The following is a 20,463-nucleotide window of genomic DNA, read 5'->3' as shown; positions in this document are numbered from 1 at the left end:
CGTACGCCTCACCCGGGGTGCCGGTCGTACCGGCGCGTGTGACGGTGGCCGCATGGCTTCGGGACAGCTGCGTGCACGCTCCTTCCGGGGCGTGGTCTGCCTGGCGCTGACGGCGGCCGCGGCCGTGGGTGCCGCCGCCGCCCCGGGCGCCTCCGGGCCGCCCTCGCCCTCCCCTTCCTCCAGCGGTTCGCCGCACGCCGGGGAGATGCAGACGCCGCTCGCCGGGTGGCCCGCCGGGGCCGGGCGGGAGCGGCCCGGGCGGTCGGCCGCCGAAGTGGCCCGGGAGGACGCGCGGGAGGACCGCGCGCAGCGCGCCGAGGAGACGGCACCGGCCGCCCTGCCGGCCTTCACGCCCGATCCGGACGACTTTCCCGGCCCGCTTCCGGCGGGGCGCCGGGCGCTGAACGGGGCGACCGTCGAGCGGGTGCAGCAGGTGTCGCTCGGGGCGGGAATCGCCCTGGTGGGGCTGGGTCTCGGCTTCCTCGCGCTGCGGATGCGCCGCGCCCGCTGACCGTACGGCCCTCCTCCCGAACCGCGTCCCCCAAGACTTGCGGTGATCGACATACTCGGTATACATACTCGGTATGTCGATCCGTCACGGGCTCCTCGCCCTCCTGGAGCGCGGGCCGCGCTACGGCTCCCAGCTCCGTACCGAATTCGAGTCGCGCACCGGCTCCACCTGGCCGCTCAACGTCGGGCAGGTGTACACGACGCTGAGCAGGCTGGAGCGCGACGGCCTGGTCGCGCAGGACGGCGAGGACGACCAGGGCCACGCCCTCTACTCGATCAGCGACGCCGGGCGCACGGAGCTGCGCGCCTGGTTCGAGACGCCCGTCGACCGCACCAACCCGCCCCGTGACGAGCTGGCCATCAAGCTCGCCATGGCGGTCGGGGCGCCCGGCGTCGACATCAGGGCCGTCATCCAGGCCCAGCGCCACCACACGGTGAAGGCCATGCAGGACTACACCCGCCTCAAGGCGCAGTCCCTCGGCCAGGCGCCCGCCAACCGCGACGAGGTGGCCTGGCTGCTCGTCGTGGAGCAGCTGATCTTCCAGGCGGAGGCCGAGGCCCGCTGGCTGGACCACTGCGAGTCCCGGCTGATCCGCCTCGCCGAGGCCGCCGCCACGGAGCCGGAGCCGGGGCCGCCCCCGGGCGCCGCCGCCCGCACCGCCGGGCGCTCCCGCACGCGCCGCTGAGTCCGGCAACCCCCTACATCCACCCGTTCCGAGAGGGAACCATGTCCCTGCACGTCCCGTCCCCAGCCGCACCGCCCCTGACGGTGGACGCACCGGTACTCGAACTCCGCTCGCTCACCCGCACCCACGGCACCGGAATCGCCGAGGTCCACGCGCTGCGCGGCATCAGCCTGTCCGTGTACGCCGGTGAACTCGTCGCCGTGATGGGCCCGTCCGGCTCCGGGAAGTCCACCCTGCTCACCCTCGCCGGCGGTCTCGACACCGCCAGCGGCGGCCAGGTGATCATCGAGGGCCAGGACATCTCCACGCTCGGCCGCAAGGGCCTCGCCGCCCTGCGCCGCCGCAGTGTCGGCTACGTCTTCCAGGACTACAACCTGATCCCCGCCCTCACCGCCGCCGAGAACATCGCCCTGCCCCGCGAGCTCGACGGCGTCTCGGTCCGCAAGGCCCGCAAGGAGGCCCGCGCCGCGCTGGAGGAGATGAACCTACTGGAGATCGCGGACCGCTTCCCGGACGAGATGTCCGGCGGCCAGCAGCAGCGCGTCGCCATCGCCCGCGCGCTGGTCGGGGACCGGCGCCTGGTCCTCGCCGACGAACCGACCGGCGCGCTCGACTCCGAGACCGGCGAGGCCGTCCTCGCGCTCCTGCGCAACCGCTGCGACCAGGGCGCGGCCGGGGTGATGGTCACGCACGAACCGCGGTACGCCGCCTGGGCGGACCGGGTCGTCTTCCTGCGGGACGGCTCGATCGTCGACCAGACGCTGACGGCCGGGGCCGACTCGCTGCTGGCCGCCGGAGGAGCCGAGTGAGCGTCTTCACGGGGTGGCGCGCCGCCCTCCGTATAGCCCGCCGCGACGCGCTGCGGGCCAAGGGCCGCAGCGCCCTGGTGGTCGCGATGATCGCACTGCCGGTCCTCGGGGTGACGGCCGCCGACATCACGTACCGCAGTGCGGACCAGAGTCCGGCCGAGCAGCTCACGGCCCGGATCGGCTCGGCCGACGCGATGTACGGCGACTCGGGCATGGGCCCGATCCAGCAGATGCCCGACGGCGACATGTACTACACGGAAAGCGGCGAGACGCCCGAGGAGGACGTGCCGCCGGTCGACATGCGGGCCGTGTTCCCGAAGGGCGCCCGGGCGATCAGCGAGCAGTCGGTGTCCGCCACGGTCACGACCTCGTACGGCATAGCGAGCACCGAGATCACCGAGCTGAAGGCCTCGGACCCGATGGTCCGGGGAAAAATCGACCTGGTCGACGGCGCGTTCCCGCGCGGCACCGGCGACATGGTCGCCACCGAGGCGTTTCTGAAGTCGGCGGGCCTGCACGTGGGCTCCGGCGTCACGGTGACGACATCCGGCAGGAAGTACACGATCACCGGCGCCGTCGAGCTGCCCGCCGACCTGAAGGCGAAACAGCTGTACGCCGACCCCGGCGCGGTGATCGCCCCCTGGCAGGCCCTGGCGGACCACGACAAGAAGGTGCCGGTGCCCCGCCCGGACACGGCACACTGGCTGGTCGACGCGGCCGGGCAGGACGGCATCGGCTGGAAGGACGTGCTGGCGGCCAACAAGGCCGGCGCTCTCGTCACCTCCCGGCAGGTCTCCGAGAACCCGCCGCCGCACTCCGAGATCCCGCTGCTCAAGACGAACCCGCAGTACGCCAACTCCAGGACCTACGAGTCCGGCGAGACCAGTGCCGCCCTGATCACCGTCGTCTCGATGGCGCTCCTGGAGGTCGTGCTGCTGGCCGGACCCGCGTTCGCCGTCGGCGCCCGCCGCTCCCGGCGTCAGCTGGGGCTGCTCGGCACGTGCGGCGGCGACCGGAGTCAGGTCCGCGCGGTCGTCCTCGGGGGCGGTCTCGTCCTCGGCGGCGTCGGGGCGGTCGCCGGTGTCGCGGTCGGGCTGCTGCTGACGGTGGTGTTCCGTCCGATGATCGAGAACTGGGCCGGCCACCGCTTCGGCGGCCTGGTGCTGCGCCCCGCGGAACTCCTGGTCATCGCCGTGCTCGGCCTGGTCACCGGTCTGCTCGCGGCGTTCGCCCCGGCGATCGTGGCGGGCCGCCAGTCCGTACTGGAGTCGCTGACCGGCCGGCGCGGGGTGCGCCGCAGCTCCCGGGTGCTGCCCGTCACGGGCGCCTGCGTGCTCGCGCTCGGCGTGCTCGTCGCCGTATACGGGGGGACCAGCGGCAGTTCCGCCCTGGTCGCCGGCGGCTCGGTCGTCGCCGAACTGGGGGTGCTCGCCTGCATCCCGGTGATCGTCGGAGTGCTGGGCCGGCTCGGCCGCAGGCTCCCGCTCTCGCCCCGGATGGCGCTGCGCGACGCGGCCCGCAACCGGGGCCGTACCGCCCCGGCGGTGGCCGCCGTGATGGCCGCGGTCGCGGGTTCGGTGGCCATCGCCACGTACATGTCGAGCAGCCAGGCGGAGTCCGACTACGACTACACACCCTCGCTGACCGAGGGCACGATCTACCTGTCGGCCAGTGACGCCGAGGCAGCCGGGCGGCTTCCTGCGGCCCGGTCCATCGTCGAGCACAACTTGGCGGTGACCGGCGGCCGCGCCGACATCTCCCGGCCCTGGGCGGGCAGCGACTGCAACGTCTACTACGCCGAGGAGGACGGCTGCGGCACCCTCGAACTGGTCAAGCCCACCGGCAAGGGACACACGTGCCCGCTCGACACCAAGGGCGCCAAGGAGCTCGCGGCCCGGCTGTCCGCCGATGAGCACCGCGCGATGATGCGGACCCCCGCGTGCGTGGACGTGCACACCTCCACGGGCACGTTCGGCTACGAATCCCACAACATCGTCATCGGCGACGCGGCCCTGCTTGACACGTATGTGAAGCTCCACGACCCGGCGGCGGCCGCCGCCCTGAAGGCCGGAACGCCGGTCCTGCTCAACGAGGCGTACGCGGAGAACGACAAGGTCACGCTCAAGGCCGTGCACACATACAGCCCCAAGGACAAGGAGGGCCGCAAGCTGCACCCAGGCCCTGCCCGGAAGACCACGGACCGGCTGAAGGTGTACGTGGCGAAGCCCCAGTACGCCACCACACCCGGCATCCGCATGATCCTTCCGCAGCAAACCGCCGAACGCCTGGGCCTGCACACAGAGCCGCGGGGCAGTCTGTACGCCGTCGCCCACCAGCCCACGGACGCCGAGGACCAGCGGGTGGCGGCCGCCATCGAACAGGCCGGCGGCGGCTTCTGGGTGCAGGCCAACCAGGGGCCCAACGAGGGCCGCGACAGCACCATCCTGCTGATCCTCACGCTGTTCGCCGGGGTGGTGACCGTGGGTGCCGCCGCGATCACGACCGGTCTCGCCAAGGCCGACGCGGAGGCCGACCTCACCACGCTCAGCGCGGTGGGCGCACCCCCGCGCGTGCGGCGGACGCTCTCCGGGTTCCAGTGCCTGGTGGTGGCCCTGACCGGGGTGCTGCTCGGCACGGCGGCAGGGCTGGTCCCCGCCGTGGCCCTGCGCCTGGTCGATCTGCGCGAGGCGATGGAGTACATGCGGACGGAGCCCATGGAGTCCGCGTACACGCCGATCGTGCTGCCCTGGGCGAGCATCGGGCTGCTGGCCGTCGCGGTCCCGCTGCTGGCGGGCGTCCTCGCCGCGGCGTTCACCCGCTCGCGGGTGGCCCTGGCGCGGCGGGCCGGCTGAGCCACTGGGCTGTTCGGTGCCCCCGGGACGGTGGATCATCCGTTACCGGGGGCACCACAGTGGTGAACGCCGTGTGTGCGAGACAATGGCGGCATGGAGATGCCGAGGAATGAACGGTCGCAGGAGCACCCCCAGGTCCTGGTAGTGGGACAGGACGGAATGGCGATCGGCGGCGGTGGCAATGACGACGAGTCGCGGGAGGTCCCGGTGACGGAGATGGTCGAACAGCCCGCGAAGGTCATGCGCATCGGCAGCATGATCAAGCAGCTCCTGGAGGAGGTCAGGGCCGCTCCTCTCGACGAGGCGAGCCGCGTGCGTCTCAAGGAGATCCACGCCGGTTCGGTCAAGGAGCTGGAGGACGGCCTCGCGCCGGAGCTGGTGGAGGAGCTGGAGCGGCTGTCCCTGCCGTTCACCGAGGACTCCGTCCCCTCCGAGGCGGAGCTGCGGATCGCCCAGGCGCAGCTCGTGGGCTGGCTGGAGGGCCTCTTCCACGGCATCCAGACCGCCCTGTTCGCCCAGCAGATGGCGGCCCGCGCCCAGCTGGAGCAGATGCGCCGCGCGCTGCCGCCCGGCACCGGCCCGGAGGAGGACGGCGGGATCGACCCGCACGGCCCGGTCCGCTCGGGGCCGTACCTGTAACCCGCGCACTGTCCGACCGACCACGTCCGAGGGGCCCGGCACACCGCGGTGTGCCGGGCCCCTCGTCGTACTGGTTCAGGCGGCCGTGGGCGCCTGGAGCAGCACCTTGCCGATGTGGGCGCTGGATTCCATGACGCGGTGCCCCTCCGCCGCGTCCCGCATCGGCACCGTGCGGTCGACGACCGGCTTCACGATCCCGTCCGCGACGAGCGGCCAGACGTGCTCGCGGACGGCCGCGACGATCGCCGCCTTCTCGGCGAGCGGGCGCCCGCGCAGCGAGGTCGCCGTGACCGCCGCCCGCTTGTTCAGCAGCATGCCGAGGTTGAGTTCGCCCTTGGCACCGCCCTGCAGCCCGATGATGGCGAGCCGGCCGTTGACGGCGAGCGCCTGCACGTTCCGGTCGAGGTACTTCGCGCCCATGAGGTCGAGGATGACGTCCGCGCCCGCCCCGGCCGTGGTCTCGCGGATCTCCTCGACGAAGTCCTGCTCGCGGTAGTCGATCAGGATGTCCGCGCCCAGCTCCGCGCAGCGGGCCAGCTTCTCGGGGCTGCCGGCCGTCACGGCGACCCGTGCCCCGACCGCCTTGGCGAGCTGGATCGCCATCGTGCCGATGCCGCTGGACCCGCCGTGCACCAACAGGGTCTCGGTGGGCCGCAGATGGGCCACCATGAACACGTTGGACCAGACCGTGGCCGTCACCTCGGGCAGCGCCGCGGCCTGCGTCAGGTCCAGCCCCTTCGGTACGGGGAGCAGTTGGCCGGACGGAACGGCGACCTTCTCCGCGTAACCGCCGCCCGCCAGGAGCGCGCACACCTCGTCGCCCACGGCCCAGCCGGTCACCCCGGGGCCGAGCGCCGAGATCCGGCCCGAGCACTCCAGGCCCGGGTAGGGGGAGGCGCCTGGCGGCGGGTCGTAGAAGCCCTGCCGCTGGAGCACGTCGGCCCGGTTGACCGCGCCGGCCACGACGTCGACGAGGACCTCGCCCTCGCCGGGTACGGGATCGGGCACCTCGGCCCACACGAGCGCCTCGGGGCCACCGGGTTCGGGGATCGTGATCGCATGCATGGCCGCGAGGCTACTCCGTGGGCCGGGTGGACTCAGGAACGCGGGATGCCCTGGTGCGGCGGCTGGGCGGGCGGCTCGTTCGAGGCGCGGACGATGGTGATGAGGCGGTCCGTCAGCTGCAGGGGGCTCGCCGCCGGGTCGTCGTACCCGAGGAGCCGGTGACCCCGGAGCACGTTGACGACCAGGTCCTCCGTCTCCCGCACGCCCTTGCCGACCTCGCTCTTTATGACCGGCCGTTCCACGAGGTCGAGGCCGCTGCCCTGCTGGATGAGGTCCTCCATGACCGTGCCCGCGCTGGGGCTGAGCACCGAGAGGCCGAGCAGCCGGCCCGCCGCACTGGCACTGGTGATCACGGCGTCCGCACCGGACTGCCGCAGCAGCGGGGCATTCTCCTCCTCGCGCACCGCGGCCACGATCTTGGCGCCCCGGTTGAGCTGGCGGGCGGTCAGCGCGACCAGCACCGCGGTGTCGTCGCGCTGGGTGGCGATGATGACCTGACGGGCCTTCTGAAGCTCGGCGCGGAGCAGCACATCGCTGCGCGTGGCGTCCCCGACGACCCCGGTGAAGCCCTCGGCGTTGGCGATCTCGATCACCTTGGACTGCGGGTCGACGATGACGATCTGTTCCTTGCTCAGCCCGGTGGCGCACAGGGTCTGGATGGCCGAGCGGCCCTTCGTGCCGAAGCCGACGACGACAGTGTGGTCACGCAAGTTGGTTCTCCAACGCTTCAGCCGGAAGTCCTCCCGGGTCCGCTCCGTGAGGACCTCAAGAGTGGTGCCGACCAGGATGATGAGGAAGAGCACGCGCAGCGGTGTCACGAGCACCACATTGATGAGACGGGCACCGTCGCTGTACGGGGTGATGTCGCCGTACCCGGTGGTGGAGAGGGTGACCGTCGCGTAGTAGACCGCGTCCAGCAGGTCGACCTTGCCGTCGGCCGCGTCGTGGTAGCCGTCGCGGTCGATCCAGACGATGAACACGGTGATGGCCAGCACCATCAGAGCCATCATCAGCCGCTTGGCGACCTGGCGCGCCGGTCCGTCCACGACCCGGCGCGGAAGCATCACCCGGGTGGGGACGACCTGTTCGTCGGCCCGCCTGGCCATCGCGTCATGGCCGGGAAGTTTCACGTGAAACACCCTTCAGTCCACGGCGTCGCCGAGGCCCACGGTAGATCGAGGATCTCCACCTCGGTGCCGGACCGTACCCCGCCCGGCTCCACGACGGCCAACCCGTCTGCGGCGGCGATCCCGCGCAGCATGGCGGGACCGTTGTAATGCAGTGGTACGACGTGCTCCGCCCCGCCTGCGGTTCCGGGTTCTCCGGCCGCCCGATGGACCACGGGCACCAGCCGGGTGTCGTGCGGATGCCCGTGCACATCGTCGCGCACGGCCACCCGGTAGGGATCATCGGGGGTGCGGCCGGCCAGTCCGCCCAGCAGCGGGCCGGCCAGCGTGAGCAGTCCGGAGACGGCGGCCAGGGGGTTGCCGGGCAGCCCTACGAGATACGGCCCGGCGGAGCCGAGCCGGGCCAGCAGCATCGGATGGCCGGGGCGCACGGCGACCCCGTCGACCAGCAGCTCGGCGCCGATCCGGGCGAGAACGCGGTGGACATGGTCGACGGGCCCGGCAGCGGTGCCCCCGGTCGTGATGATCAGGTCGGCGTCGGAACCGGTGAGCGCCTTCCACAGCGCCTCCGCGTCGTCGCCGATGCGGCGCGGCGGAGAGACCTCGGCGCCCAGCGCGTGCACCCAGGGTCCGATCATGGGCCCCAGCGCGTCGCGGATCAGCCCGTCTCGCGGCAGCCCGGCGGTCAGCAGTTCATCGCCCAGCACGAGGACGTCGACGCGCGGCCGGACGCGCAGGGGCAGCTCGTCGTACCCGGCGGCCGCGGCGAGGCCGAGCACGGCGGGGGTGACGACCGCTCCGGCGGGGAGCAGGTGTTCCCCCGAGCGGCATTCCTGGCCGCGCGGCCGGATGTCCTGCCCCTGGCTCACGGACCGCTGCGCGTGCAGCAGCCCCTTGGCCTCGTCGGCGTGCGCGTGTTCGCTGCGGATGACGGCGGTGACCTCTGCGGGGATCCGGGCACCCGTGGCGATCCGGACGGCCTCTCCGTCGGACAGCGCGGCGGGGGCGCCGTGGCCGGCGAGGATGCCGCCGTCGCCCCGGATGCGCCAGGGGCCGGGCCCGGCGACGGCCCACCCGTCCATGGCCGAGGTGTCGAAGGACGGCAGGTCGGTGAGCGCGGCCAGCGGTTCCCCGAGCACCCGTCCGACCGCACCCCCGAGCCCCACCCGCTCGACCCGAACGGCACCGGTCCCCCCGGCCCGCTCAGCGATACGCCGGGCTGCCCGCCAGGGGAGGGCGGGGTGGTGGGGCTCCTCGGCGGGGCGGGGGGTTGCCGGGCGGGGGCCGCCGCAGGCCGAGGTGCTGTCGGTTGCCGGGCGGGGGCCAGGGCCGTCGGTGGTCGGGGCGCCGTCCGGCAGAGCGGGGCCGGGGTCGGGGCCGGGGTCGGGTTCGGGGTCCTGAGCGTGCGGCTTATCGGCAGGGCGGTGGTCCGGTTCGGCAGGGCGGCGGTCCGGTTCGGCGGGGCGGTGGTCCGGTTCGGCGGGGCGGTGGTCCGGTTCGGCGGGGCGGTGGTCCGGTTCGGCGGGGCGGTGGTCCGGTTCGGCGGCTGTCTGGGCGTCCTGCCAGTCGTGGTGCAAGCTGGTGAGCCAGTCGTTCGGCTCGGGGGCCGGGTCCCCCGACGACGCGGCGGGCCGGCCGGACGGCCCGCCCGTGGGCCTGCGTTCCGCGTTCCGGGAAGCCTGCGTGCTCACCAGGGCCAGTGCCTGGGCGACGGCCCGCTCCTCGTCGGCCCGGACCTCATCGAACCGGTCCTCATCGAACCGGCCCTCCGCCGCGGCGCGTGTCCGCGCGCCGACTCGGTGCTCGCTCTCGCCGGAGATGCGGTCGTCGGCGGCAGGGCGCCCGGTGGGGGCGGGGTGACCGGTGGGGGCAGGGCGCCCGGTAGGGGCGGGGTGACCGGTAGGGGCGGGGTGACCGGTGGAGGCAGAGGGCCCGGTGGAGGCAGGGTCCCCGAAGCCCCCGGCGCCCCCGGGCCCCCCGGACCCCGTCACGGCGTCTCGTTCTCGTCCGCCCAGCGGAGCGCCAGCGCCTCCGCCTTGCGGGTGGCCTCGGCCACCGCCTCGGGGCCGTCGCCGCTCGCCCGCCCCGCCGCGTACCCGACCAGGAAGGTCGTCAGCGGCGCGGCGGGCCGGGCGACGCCGTGGGCGGCGTCACGGGCGAGGTCGAGCAGGAGGGCGGTGTCGACGTCGAGTTCGATGCCGAGCTCTTCCTTGACTGCGGTGATCCATTCGTCCAGCACCGTCCCATGGTCCCTGATCCGGGCCCGGGCCGAAGCGATGTCCTCCCAGGTGTCGCAGTCGAACGAGGCGAGCGGACCGGCCGGCACCCGGCGCAGCGTCAGTTCCCCGGTGAGCAGTCGCAGCGGCAGCCCGGCCAGACCGCCGTGTTCCGCGGCGAGAAGGGCGAGTTCGCGGCGGAGCGGCTCGGCCCGGTAGACGGCGACCAGCGGCTGTTCGCGCCCGTCCTCGTCGCAGCAAAGGGCACCGTCGGCGTCCTCGCCCCGCGCCGCGGCCGCCAGCAGGCCCCGGACCGTGTCCGCGCCGAGGAACGGCAGATCCGCGGAGAGCACGAGCAGGCGCTCCGCGGAGGTGTGCCGCACCCCCGCGTCGAGCGCCGCCAACGGCCCGCCGCCCTGCGGAACTTCGCGCGCCCAGGTCACCGCGCGCATGGTGGGCCGCCGGTCCCCCACCACCACGGTGGCCCGGGCGTCGGCGCAGGCGGCGAGGACCCGGTCGAGCAAGGTCCGGCCGCCCACCCGCAACCCGGGCTTGTCGGCACCGCCGAGCCGCTTGGCGGCCCCTCCGGCGAGAACAATGGCGTCGTAGGCGGTCATGCCCCGAGTATGCGGGCCCCGCCGGGCGGTGGTCCGGGCAGCCTCCTGCCGACCACCGGGGATGCCCGGGCTCCGGCCACCGGGGCCACCGGGGCCCAGCCGGGCCCGCCCTACAGACTCCGCAGCAGTAGCGCCGGCCGCTCCACGCAGTCCGCCACGTACCGGAGGAAGCCCCCGGCGGTGCCGCCGTCGCAGACGCGGTGGTCGAAGGTCAGGGAGAGCTGGACGACCTGGCGGACGGCGAGCTGCCCCTCGTGCACCCACGGCTTGGGGACGATGCGGCCGACGCCCAGCATCGCGGCCTCGGGGTGGTTGATGATCGGCGTCGAACCGTCGACACCGAACACCCCGTAGTTGTTGAGCGTGAACGTGCCGCCGGTCAGCTGCGCCGGGGTCAGCGTCCCCGTCCTGGCCGCCTCGGTCAGCCGGGCGATCTCCGCACCGATGGACTCCGCGGTGCCCTCGTGGGCGTCCCGGACGACGGGAACGATCAGGCCGCGTTCGGTCTGCGCCGCGAATCCGAGGTGGACCTGCGGCAGCCGTACGATCTCGCGCGCCTCCTGGTCCACCGTCGAGTTGAGCTCGGGGTAGCGGGCCAGGGCCGCCGTGCAGATGCGGGCGAGGAGCGCGAGGACGGACACCTTCGAGGCCCCGGAGACGCTGTTCATCGAGGCACGCGCGGCCATCAGTTCGGTCGCATCGGCGTCGACCCAGCAGGTGGCGTCGGGAATCTCGCGCCGGCTGCGGGACAGCTTGTCGGCGACCGCACCCCGGACACCCCGCAGCGCGACCCGCTCACCGCCGGAAACGGAGGAAGCGGAGGACGCGGAGGAAACGGGGGACGCGGAGGAAGCGGAGGACGCGGAGGAAACGGGGGACGCGTAGGCCCCTGAGGCAGCGGGGGCCACCGCAGGCTCCGCCACGGACTCCAGCGCGGGCGCATCGGCCGCCGACCGGATCGCTGACTCGACGTCGGCCCGCAGGATCAGCCCGTCCGGACCCGACCCGGCGAGCCGGCGCAGATCCAGATCATGCTGCCGCGCCAGCCTGCGGACGAGCGGGGACACGACCGCGACCGGCCCTGCGACGGGCTCGGGCTCGGGCGCCACAGCCTCGGGAGCCGCCGGCACCGCGACCGCCGCCTTCACCCCCTGGGGCCGTACCCGCCGGCGCCGCACGGGCGGTGCCCCGGTCCCGTACCCCACCAGCACGTTCCCGGACCCGGAATCCTCCGTACCGGAATCCGCGGCCGGGCCGTCCCCGGAAGGGTCGACGGGCGATCCGACGGCCACGGTCAGCAGCGGCGCCCCGACCGGGAGCTCCGTGCCCTCGTCGCCGAAGCGGGCGGTGACCACACCCCCGTACGGGCAGGGCACCTCCACCATCGCCTTGGCCGTCTCGACCTCGACGACCGGCTGGTCGATGGCGACGACGTCCCCGACCTCCACCAGCCAGCGCACGATCTCGGCCTCGGTCAGGCCCTCGCCGAGGTCCGGCAGCTTGAACTCAAGAACCTGAGGCATCAGTTGTCCGCCTCCCACTGGAGCCGCGCGACGGCGTCGAGCACCCGGTCCACACCGGGAAGGTGGTGGCGCTCCTGCATCGGCGGCGGATAGGGGATGTCGAACCCGGCAACCCGCAGCACCGGTGCCTCCAGGTGGTGGAAGCACCGCTCGGTGATCCGGGCCGCGATCTCGCCGCCGGGCCCGCCGAAGCCGGTGGACTCGTGGACGACGACCGCGCGACCGGTGCGGCGGACCGAGGCGGCGACGGTCTCGTCGTCGAACGGCACCAGCGAGCGCAGATCGACGACTTCGAGGTCCCAGCCCTCCTCGACCGCGGCCTGCGCGGCCTCCATGCAGACGGGCAGGGACGGCCCGTACGTGATCAGGGTGGCGCTGCGGCCGGGCCTGCGTACGACCGCCCGGCCGACGCGCTCCACGGCGGTGGGGTGCTCGGGCGACCAGTCCGACTTCGACCAGTACAGCCGCTTCGGCTCCATGAAGACCACGGGATCGTCCGAGGCGATCGAGGCCCGCAACAGCCCGTACGCGTCCTCGACCGTGGCCGGCGTGACGACGTGGAGACCGGGGGTCGCCATGTAGTACGCCTCCGAGGAGTCGCTGTGGTGCTCTACGCCCCCGATGCCGCCGCCGTACGGCACCCGGACGGTGATCGGCAGCGGCATCGCGCCCCCGGTCCGGTTCCGCATCTTGGCGACATGGCTGATGAGCTGCTCGAACGCCGGATAGGCGAAGGCGTCGAACTGCATCTCGACGACGGGCCGCAGCCCGTACATCGCCATGCCGACCGCCGCCCCGAGGATGCCCGCCTCGGCCAGCGGAGTGTCCGTGCAGCGCTCGTCGCCGAACTCCTTCGCCAGGCCGTCGGTGATCCGGAAGACCCCGCCGAGCGTCCCGACGTCCTCGCCGAGGACGTGGACCGTGGGGTCGTCGGCCATCGAGTCGCGCAGGGCGCGCCCCAGGGCCTGTGCCATGGTGGCGGGCTTGGCCTTCGCCGTCCGCTCCCCGGCCGTCGCCGCTGCCGTGGTCATCGTGCTGCTCCCCCGTCGTGCGTGCCGTGCTCGTCGTTCTCCGCGGCCAGTTCCTCGCGCAGCCGGGCCGCCTGCTCCCGCAACTGCGCCGTCTGCTCCGCGTACACATGGGTGAAGAGGTCCATCGGGTCGAGCACCGGGTCCACGTTCATCCGCTCGCGCAGCGCCGCCGCCATCCGCTCGGCGGCCGCCCGCGCCGCCTCCGCCCCTTCGTCGTCGAGCAGCCCGCGCGCGGTCAGCTCGCGCTCCATGAGCTGGACCGGGTCGTGGTCACGCCACGCCTCGACCTCGCTGTCGCCGCGGTAGCGGGTCGCGTCGTCGGCGTTGGTATGGGCGTCCATCCGGTACGTGACGGCCTCGACGAGCGTCGGACCGCCGCCGCTCCTGGCCCGCTCGACCGCCTCGGAGAGCACCTGGTGCACCGCCGCCGCGTCGTTGCCGTCGACCAGACGGCCGGGCATGCCGTACCCCACGGCCTTGTGCGCCAGGGACGGCGCCGCCGTCTGCTTGGCCAGGGGCACGGAGATGGCGAAGCCGTTGTTCTGCACGAGGAAGACCACCGGGGCCCGCCACACGGCCGCGAAGTTCAGTGCCTCGTGGAAATCGCCCTCGCTGGTGCCGCCGTCGCCGACCATGGCCAGCGCGACCACGTCGTCACCCTTGAGCCGGGCCGCGTGGGCCAGCCCCACCGCGTGCGGCAACTGGGTGGCGAGCGGGGTGCAGAGCGGGGCGATGCGGTGCTCACGCGGGTCGTAACCGGTGTGCCGGTCACCACGCAGCAGCGTCAGCGCCTCGACCGGGTCCAGGCCCCTCGCCACGGCCGCGAGCGTGTCGCGGTAGCTGGGGAAGAGCCAGTCGCGCTCCTCCAGGACCAGGGCGGCCGCGATCTCGCACGCCTCCTGGCCCGTGCTCGACGGGTAGACCGCCAGCCTGCCCTGCTTGGTCAGGGCCGTCGCCTGGGCGTTGTACCGGCGCCCGCGCACCAGCTCGGCGTGGAGCCGCAGCAACAGCTCGGGGTCCACGTCGGCCACGGCGTCCGTCCCGAGCACCCGGTACGGCTCGGGGTCCGGGAGCAGCGGCGCGGGATCGGTGAGCGGCTTCCAGGCCGGGGGCGGCGTGGGCCGGTAGGCGGCCGCACCGGGCAGCTCTTGGACCGTCATGACAGGCACCTCCGAGCATCGAGGGGTGTCGACATATGGTGATATATCGAAAACGACATGGGGCACAGGTGTGGCGCGCCTCACCTACCGATTGTTCGGTCGCGAGCGCATTTTGGCTACAGGCACCGCCAGCCTGTGGACAAACGGTTCTCCACAGCCTGGGATGGGAACAGGTCGTCCAGGACGGGGAGGCGCGGGAACATGGCAGCTGAACAAATGGCCGACGGGGCCGAGGAGACGGGCCGGGTTCCTCCGGCGCGCCCGCTGGATTCGATCGACCGCGCCATCCTGCGACTGCTCCAGACGGACGGCCGCGCCTCGATACGGTCGGTGGCCGACCGCGTCCACGTCTCGCGCGCCAACGCCTACGCCCGGATCAACCGGCTCGTCGAGGACGGCGTAATCCGGGGCTTCAGCGCACGTGTGAACCACGAGCGGGCGGGAGAGGGCGCTTCCGCGTACATCACGCTGAAGATCGTCCAGAATTCCTGGCGGACCGTCCGCGAACAGCTCCAGGCCCTGCCGGGAGCGACGCACATCGCCCTGGTCAGCGGCGACTTCGATGTACTGCTCCTGGTGCACACCCCGGACAACCGGACGCTGCGCGAGCTGGTGCTGACCCGGATCCAGGCCATTCCGGAGGTGCTGTCCACCCGAACGCTGCTGGTGTTCGAGGAAACGGATCTGGCGCCGGGACCGGACCGCCCCACCGAACTCGACTGAGCGCCCGCGGGGCGGAAGCGCCGGTCAACGACCCGCAGGACCGGACTTCATGCCGTCGAAGGCCAGCTGCACCACGGTGTCGGCGAGCTTCTCGCCCTCCGCGCCCCCGTCGGGCAGCGGCCGGTACCACTCCACCAGGGAGTTGACCATCCCGAACAGCAACCGGGTCGCGAGCCGTATGTCCACGTCGGAGCGGAGATCCCCGTCCGCGACGGCCGCCTTGAGCAGTCCGGCCACCCGCTGGTCGAACTCGCGACGCCGCTCCAGCGCCCAGCGCTCGGTCTTCGTGTTGCCCCGCACCCGCAGCAGCAGGGTGACGTAGGGCAGTTCGGCTATCAGCACCTCGACGGTCCGGCGCGTGACGTACTCGACCCGCTCGACCGCGCGGCCCCGCGTCGCCCCCGGCTCGTCGAGGATCGCAAACAGCCCGTAGAGGGCCCGGCTGACCGCACGCCGCAGCAGCTCCTCCTTACCCGCGACGTGGTGGTAGATGGACGACTTGGAGATGCCGGCCGCCTTCGACAGGTGCTCCATGGACGTGCCGTCGTAGCCGCGCTCGTTGAAGACACGGACGGCGACGGTCAGCAGTGTCTCCGGTGTGTACGTGTCCCGCTTGGCCGTGGTCATGTCCGCGATCCTCCCCTACGAGTTGTCTACAGGTTTCGTGGGCCCCCTTGTCCCGACCGATCGTTCGGTTACTCTAACTCTGTCCGCCCGTCCCCGCCCAGCTCGATGAGGAGTTGGTCCGCCATGGCCGCCGAGCTCTCCCCGCACCTGCTGTCCGAGAAGCACCGCCCCACGCTGGACCGGGCCCTCGAAGCGATCCGCACGCGGGACTACTGGTCCCCGCACCCCGAGCACCCGAAGGCGTACGGGGAGGGCGGCGCTCCCGGTAGCCTCGGGGCCGCCGAGGGCAAGGCCGCCTTCGACGCCGTGCTGCACACCCGCCTCGACCTCGGCCAGCCGGGCACCGACGGCTGGACGGGCGGGGAGGTCTCCCCGTACGGGCCCGAGCTCGCCGTCGAGTACCCGCACGCGGACCTGGACGTGCTGCTCCCGGCGATGCGCGCGGGCATGCCCGCCTGGCGGGACGCGGGCGCCGAGACCAGGGCCCTGGTCTGTCTGGAGATCCTGGCGCGGATCAGCGCCCGCACCCACGAGTTCGCCCACGCCGTGATGCACACCAGCGGCCAGGCCTTCATGATGGCGTTCCAGGCCGGCGGCCCGCACGCCCAGGACCGCGGCCTGGAGGCCGTCGCCTACGCGTACGAGGAGCAGCTCCGCGCGCCCCGGACCGCCGACTGGTCCAAGCCGCAGGGCAAGCGCGACCCGCTCGCGCTGCACAAGACGTTCACCCCCGCCGGGCGCGGCATCTCGCTCCTGATCGGCTGCAACACCTTCCCGACGTGGAACGGCTACCCGGGCCTCTTCGCGTCCCTCGCCACGGGCAACCCCGTCCTGGTCAAGCCCCACCCCCGCGCGGTGCTCCCGCTCGCCCTCACGGTCCGGCTGGCGCGCGAGGTGCTGGCCGAGGCCGGCTTCGACCCCAACCTCGTCGCCCTGGCCGCCGAGCGCCCGGGCGAGGGCATCGCCAAGACCCTGGCGGTCCGCCCCGAGATCAAGATCATCGACTACACGGGCTCCACGGAGTTCGGCGACTGGCTGGAGGCCAACGCCCGCCAGGCCCAGGTCTACACGGAGAAGGCCGGCGTCAACACCGTCGTCGTGGACTCCACCGACGACTACCGCGGCATGCTCGCCAACCTGGCGTTCTCGTTCTCCCTGTACAGCGGCCAGATGTGCACCACCCCGCAGAACGTGCTCATCCCCCGGGCCGGCATCACCACGGACGCCGGCGACAAGACGTACGACGACGTGGTGGGCGACATCGCCGCCGCGGTCACCGGCCTTCTGGGCGACGACGCCCGGGCTAACGGCCTGCTCGGCGCCCTGGTCAACCCGGACGTGAAGGCCCGCCTGGACGCCGCGTCCCAGCTGGGCGACGTGGCCCTGCCCTCACGCGAGGTCACCAACCCCGACTTCCCGGACGCCGTCGTCCGCACCCCCGTGATCGTGAAGCTCGACGCCGCCAAGTCGCAGGACGAGCCCCCCTACCTCTCCGAGTGCTTCGGCCCCGTCTCCTTCGCCGTCGCGGTCGACTCGACGACGGACGCCCTGGAGCTGCTGCGCCGCACGATCCGCGAGAAGGGCGCCATGACGGTAGGCGCGTACACCACGTCCCCCGAGGTCGAGCGCGCGATCGAGAACGTCTGCTTCGACGAGTCCGCCCAGCTCTCCCTGAACCTCACCGGCGGCGTCTACGTCAACCAGACAGCGGCCTTCTCCGACTACCACGGCTCAGGCGGCAACCCCGCAGCCAACGCAGCCCTCTGCGACGGCGCCTTCGTATCCAACCGCTTCCGAACCATCGAGGTCCGCCGCCAGAACTAGAACCACCCGCCCCCGGGGACCCGTCCAGGGGCGGCGCCCCACCCACCCAGCCCGTCCGGCGTTTGAGGACCGGGGGCCCGGGGACGGCGCCCCCGGTCACGGGAAGGGGCGGGTAGGGGACAACGCCCGCCGCAGGCGCACCCACCCGCACCGGCAACGGCACCCCCACCTCACCCAGAAGTCTCCGCATAGCGCGAAACCCACGCGTGCATGGCGATCGCCGCCGCCGCCCCCGCATTGATCGACCGCGTAGACCCGAACTGCGCGATGGAGCACACCATCGCCGCCCGCCGCCGCGCCTCCTCCGTCAGCCCAGGCCCCTCCTGCCCGAACAGCAGCACACACCGCCGCGGCAACACGGTCCTCTCCAGCGGCACCGCCCCGGGCAGGTTGTCGATCCCGATGATCGGCAGGTCCTCGGCCGCCGCCCAGGCGGTCAGGCTCTCGGTGTCGGGGTGGTGCCGGACATGCTGGTACCGGTCGGTGACCATCGCCCCGCGCCGGTTCCAGCGCCGTCGCCCGACGATGTGCACCTCCTTGGCGAGGAAGGCGTTCGCGGTCCGCACGACGGACCCGATGTTGAAGTCGTGGCCCCAGTTCTCCACGGCCACGTGGAAGTCGTGGCGCCGCAGATCGAGGTCGGCGACGATCGCCTCGCGGGTCCAGTAGCGGTACTGGTCGCCCACGTTGCGCCGGTCGCCGCCGGCCAGCAGCTCGGGGTCGTACCGCTCGCCCTCGGGCCAGGGCAGCGGATGCGGCCCGACCCCGACCTGCGTCCCGAACCCCTCGTCGTACTGCGCGGGCTCCTCATCGACGGGCCGCCCGCCGAGTCCCTCGCCGAGGGACTCGCCGAGAGGCCCCCCGCTCCTGCTGGTACCGGTGCTGCCGGTCTCACTGCTCACCCGACGAGGGTAGGCGCCCCGTCGTCACCGGACTCCGCCGCCTCCACGCCGTCACCGACGCCGGCCGCACGCGGCGCCGGCACCCGGCCGCGCCCCCGGAACAACCGCCCCCGGAACAACCGCTGCCGCCCCAGACTCGCCCGGCCGCCCAGCCACACCAGGAACGCGGTCGGCAGGAAGACGGCATCCGCTGCGATCATGGCCATGGAGAAGAACGGCAGCCCCAGCAGCAGCGCGATCCCCGCGTGCTCGCAGATCATCGCGGCGAGCAGGACGTTCTTGACGCGGCGGTTGAAGAGGGTGAAGGGGAACGCCACCTGCACGATGACCGTGGCGTACGAGAGCACCATCACCATGACGCCACTGGAGGCGAGGAGGCCCGACAGAGCGGGCCACGGGGTGAAGTACTCCAGCTTGAGCGGGTAGTACAGCGCGGTGCCGTCCTGCCAGCGTGAACCCTGGACCTTGTACCAGCCGGCCGTCGCGTAGATCAGGCAGACCTCCGCCATGATCACGACGAGAGTCGCGTTGTGGGCGAGGTTGGCGATGACGTCGAGGAGAGTACGGAGCTCGCTGCGCGGCGCGTACCGGTTCGCGGCCCACCAGGCGCCCTGGCCGGTCCACAGGGCCCACAGGAGGACCGGCATCCATACGGTCCCGCCCAGGCCGCCCCCCACGGTGGCACCGATGAGAACGGCCCCGAGGACCACCCACAGCACGATCCCGTCCGCTTCCCCGGGCCCCCGCCGCCGCACGGTCTCCTCGCGGTCCTCCGCCACGGCCTCGCGGCGCCGCGCCCGCCGGGCGTCCAGTGACCAGACCTGCCCGCAGCGGGTCAGTACCAGGTAGATCGACATCAGGTGGATGACGTTGTCACCACCGTCGCCCATGAAGATGCTGCGGTTCTGAAGCGAGAGCACTCCGGCCATGAAGAGAACGGAGACGGCGCGGGTGTGCCAGCCGAGCATCAGCAGGAGGGACGAGATCAGCGCCAGCGCGTAGACCATCTCGAACCAGAACGCGCTGTCCGACCACATGAGGACCGTGAAGGCCTGGTTCCCGGATATCAGCTGCTGCGCCAGGTCCCAGCGCCAGGGCGCGTCGGGACCGTACATCTCGTGCCGGTGGGGCAGCTCGCGGAGCAGGAACAGCAGGAAGGTGGCGGAGAAGCCGATCCGGATGACGGCGCTCTGGTACGGGCCCAGGGCCGAGGCGGTGACGCGCTGGATGCCACGGGCGAGCCCGGGGACGGGGCGGGGTGTGCTCACTGTCCGGCCTCCCCGGAACCGTCGGCGCCCTCGGGCAGGTCGTCCGCGGTGATCTTCCACCAGGGCAGGACCCGGTAGGACGGGCCGGTACTGATCTTCTCGTCGCTCCACCCGGGCGCCTCGACGGCCCGCACCTCGGACCTGACCTGGATCCTGAGGACGGTCTCGCCGTCGTGGGCGCCGAGGCGCAGCATCACCAGACGGCGGACGTACTTCTCCGAAAGGGTGCCGCGCAGGCCGTTGGCCCGGTTCTTGTCGTCGTGCGATCCGACGTAGAAGTCCCAGGCCCGGCGGAGTTCGTTCTGCTGGACGTGGGACGGCAGCAGATTGCCGCGTATGGCCCGGCCGTCCTCGGCGGAGAGGTCACGCCAGGGCATGGTGCGGGGGCCCTCGGGGCCGGCTATCTCGGTGCGCACCTGCACGGCGACGTTCTGCTGGAGCGGATTGGGCGCGAACAGCTTCCAGTTCTGTTCGAACTCGGGGTAGACCCACTCGTCGACGGCCGCGCCGTGCTGCTTGGTCAGCGTGTTGGAGGGCGCGACGTGCAGGAAGACCATGGCCAGCTGCATACAGGCCAGCACCGCGAAGGCCGCGAGCGCCGCAGCGGCGATGAGCTGGTACGGGAGCGAGAGCCCGGCCGTCCCCCCGACCGCCGGCGACACCACCGTCGGAGAAACCACCGCCGGAGACACCTCGTCCGGGGTGGGCCCGTCCTCGGAAGTCCCGACGGCGGAAGCGAGCCCGTACCCGGCGCCGGCGCCCCTGTCGTCGTCCGAATCCATCCCGCCCCGCTCGCGTCAGTCATCCACAGGGTTGACACCCTACGGGCCCCGGACACACCATTGAAGACATTGAACCGAACGATCGGTCGGTAGGGAGTCCGG

Annotated in this window: 18 protein-coding genes; 7 read left to right on the top strand and 11 right to left on the bottom strand. The window is 72.8% G+C overall.

All coding sequences use genetic code 11. The annotated features are described in order from the left end of the window. Nucleotides 1–52 precede the first annotated feature (52 nt). From BLW14_RS35160 to BLW14_RS16130, 5 genes are all read left to right on the top strand, one after another. Nucleotides 53–511 (top strand): hypothetical protein, encoded by a 459-nt coding sequence (locus tag BLW14_RS35160; RefSeq protein ID WP_256332802.1) that lies wholly within the window; start codon nt 53–55, stop codon nt 509–511. Between the two features lie 73 nt (nt 512–584). Next, nucleotides 585–1,196, top strand: a complete 612-nt coding sequence (locus tag BLW14_RS16145; protein ID WP_093707971.1) for a PadR family transcriptional regulator — start codon at nt 585–587, stop codon at nt 1,194–1,196. A gap of 41 nt (nt 1,197–1,237) precedes the next feature. Next, complete coding sequence (locus tag BLW14_RS16140) at nt 1,238–2,005, top strand: ABC transporter ATP-binding protein (RefSeq protein ID WP_093707970.1); 768 nt, start codon at nt 1,238–1,240, stop codon at nt 2,003–2,005. Then, nucleotides 2,002–4,857, top strand: coding sequence for an FtsX-like permease family protein (locus tag BLW14_RS16135; protein ID WP_093707969.1), 2,856 nt, complete (start codon nt 2,002–2,004; stop codon nt 4,855–4,857). Before BLW14_RS16140 ends, BLW14_RS16135 begins: the two co-directional genes overlap by 4 nt. Nucleotides 4,858–4,950: 93 nt before the next feature. Next, a complete protein-coding gene (locus tag BLW14_RS16130; protein WP_093707968.1) occupies nt 4,951–5,496 on the top strand; it encodes a bacterial proteasome activator family protein in 546 nt (181 codons plus the stop codon). Between the two features lie 75 nt (nt 5,497–5,571). On the opposite strand, the gene BLW14_RS16125 is transcribed toward BLW14_RS16130, so the two are convergent. The 7 genes from BLW14_RS16125 to pdhA all read right to left on the bottom strand — a co-directional run bounded on the left by BLW14_RS16125 (nt 5,572) and on the right by pdhA (nt 14,235). Next, on the bottom strand, nt 5,572–6,561 hold the full coding sequence (locus BLW14_RS16125) for an NAD(P)H-quinone oxidoreductase (RefSeq protein ID WP_093707967.1): 990 nt from the start codon (nt 6,559–6,561) through the stop codon (nt 5,572–5,574). A gap of 32 nt (nt 6,562–6,593) precedes the next feature. Next, nucleotides 6,594–7,667 (bottom strand): potassium channel family protein, encoded by a 1,074-nt coding sequence (locus BLW14_RS16120; RefSeq protein ID WP_093707966.1) that lies wholly within the window; start codon nt 7,665–7,667, stop codon nt 6,594–6,596. A 20-nt stretch (nt 7,668–7,687) separates the two neighbouring features. Next, nucleotides 7,688–9,388 carry a molybdopterin-binding protein gene (locus BLW14_RS16115; protein WP_256333007.1) on the bottom strand — a complete coding sequence of 567 codons (1,701 nt, stop codon included), beginning with the start codon at nt 9,386–9,388 and terminating at the stop codon, nt 7,688–7,690. 287 nt (nt 9,389–9,675) lie between these two features. Then, the gene (locus BLW14_RS16110) at nt 9,676–10,521 is read right to left on the bottom strand and encodes a DUF6457 domain-containing protein (protein ID WP_093707964.1); all 846 of its coding nucleotides are present in this window, start codon (nt 10,519–10,521) and stop codon (nt 9,676–9,678) included. 110 nt (nt 10,522–10,631) lie between these two features. After that, nucleotides 10,632–12,044: a dihydrolipoamide acetyltransferase family protein gene (locus BLW14_RS16105; RefSeq protein ID WP_093707963.1), complete on the bottom strand. Its 1,413-nt coding sequence runs from the start codon at nt 12,042–12,044 to the stop codon at nt 10,632–10,634. Then, a complete protein-coding gene (locus BLW14_RS16100; protein WP_093707962.1) occupies nt 12,044–13,075 on the bottom strand; it encodes an alpha-ketoacid dehydrogenase subunit beta in 1,032 nt (343 codons plus the stop codon). The genes BLW14_RS16105 and BLW14_RS16100 overlap by 1 nt, the downstream gene beginning before the upstream one ends. Further along, nucleotides 13,072–14,235 (bottom strand): pyruvate dehydrogenase (acetyl-transferring) E1 component subunit alpha, encoded by a 1,164-nt coding sequence (gene pdhA / locus BLW14_RS16095; RefSeq protein ID WP_093707961.1) that lies wholly within the window; start codon nt 14,233–14,235, stop codon nt 13,072–13,074. Before pdhA ends, BLW14_RS16100 begins: the two co-directional genes overlap by 4 nt. Nucleotides 14,236–14,451: 216 nt before the next feature. On the opposite strand from pdhA, the gene BLW14_RS16090 reads away from it, so the two are divergent. Further along, on the top strand, nt 14,452–14,958 hold the full coding sequence (locus BLW14_RS16090; protein ID WP_093707960.1) for an Lrp/AsnC family transcriptional regulator: 507 nt from the start codon (nt 14,452–14,454) through the stop codon (nt 14,956–14,958). A 24-nt stretch (nt 14,959–14,982) separates the two neighbouring features. Here BLW14_RS16090 and BLW14_RS16085 read toward each other — a convergent pair whose 3' ends face one another. Then, nucleotides 14,983–15,585, bottom strand: a complete 603-nt coding sequence (locus tag BLW14_RS16085; RefSeq protein WP_093707959.1) for a TetR/AcrR family transcriptional regulator — start codon at nt 15,583–15,585, stop codon at nt 14,983–14,985. A 123-nt stretch (nt 15,586–15,708) separates the two neighbouring features. On the opposite strand from BLW14_RS16085, the gene paaN reads away from it, so the two are divergent. After that, the gene (paaN, locus tag BLW14_RS16080; RefSeq protein ID WP_093707958.1) at nt 15,709–17,409 is read left to right on the top strand and encodes a phenylacetic acid degradation protein PaaN; all 1,701 of its coding nucleotides are present in this window, start codon (nt 15,709–15,711) and stop codon (nt 17,407–17,409) included. A gap of 170 nt (nt 17,410–17,579) precedes the next feature. On the opposite strand, the gene BLW14_RS16075 is transcribed toward paaN, so the two are convergent. From BLW14_RS16075 to BLW14_RS16065, 3 genes are read right to left on the bottom strand one after another with little or no spacing between them, the layout of a single operon-like run. After that, nucleotides 17,580–18,311 (bottom strand): TrmH family RNA methyltransferase, encoded by a 732-nt coding sequence (locus BLW14_RS16075; protein ID WP_093707957.1) that lies wholly within the window; start codon nt 18,309–18,311, stop codon nt 17,580–17,582. After that, the gene (locus BLW14_RS16070) at nt 18,308–19,579 is read right to left on the bottom strand and encodes an HTTM domain-containing protein (protein ID WP_093707956.1); all 1,272 of its coding nucleotides are present in this window, start codon (nt 19,577–19,579) and stop codon (nt 18,308–18,310) included. The genes BLW14_RS16075 and BLW14_RS16070 overlap by 4 nt, the downstream gene beginning before the upstream one ends. After that, nucleotides 19,576–20,361, bottom strand: coding sequence for a DUF5819 family protein (locus BLW14_RS16065; RefSeq protein ID WP_093707955.1), 786 nt, complete (start codon nt 20,359–20,361; stop codon nt 19,576–19,578). The genes BLW14_RS16070 and BLW14_RS16065 overlap by 4 nt, the downstream gene beginning before the upstream one ends. Nucleotides 20,362–20,463: the final 102 nt, after the last annotated feature.

It is taken from the genome of Streptomyces sp. 2131.1, assembly GCF_900105515.1.
GTDB lineage: Bacteria > Actinomycetota > Actinomycetes > Streptomycetales > Streptomycetaceae > Streptomyces > Streptomyces drozdowiczii.
The sequence above is the reverse complement of the archived record's forward strand: the minus strand, read 5'-3'. Positions and strand labels throughout refer to the sequence as shown.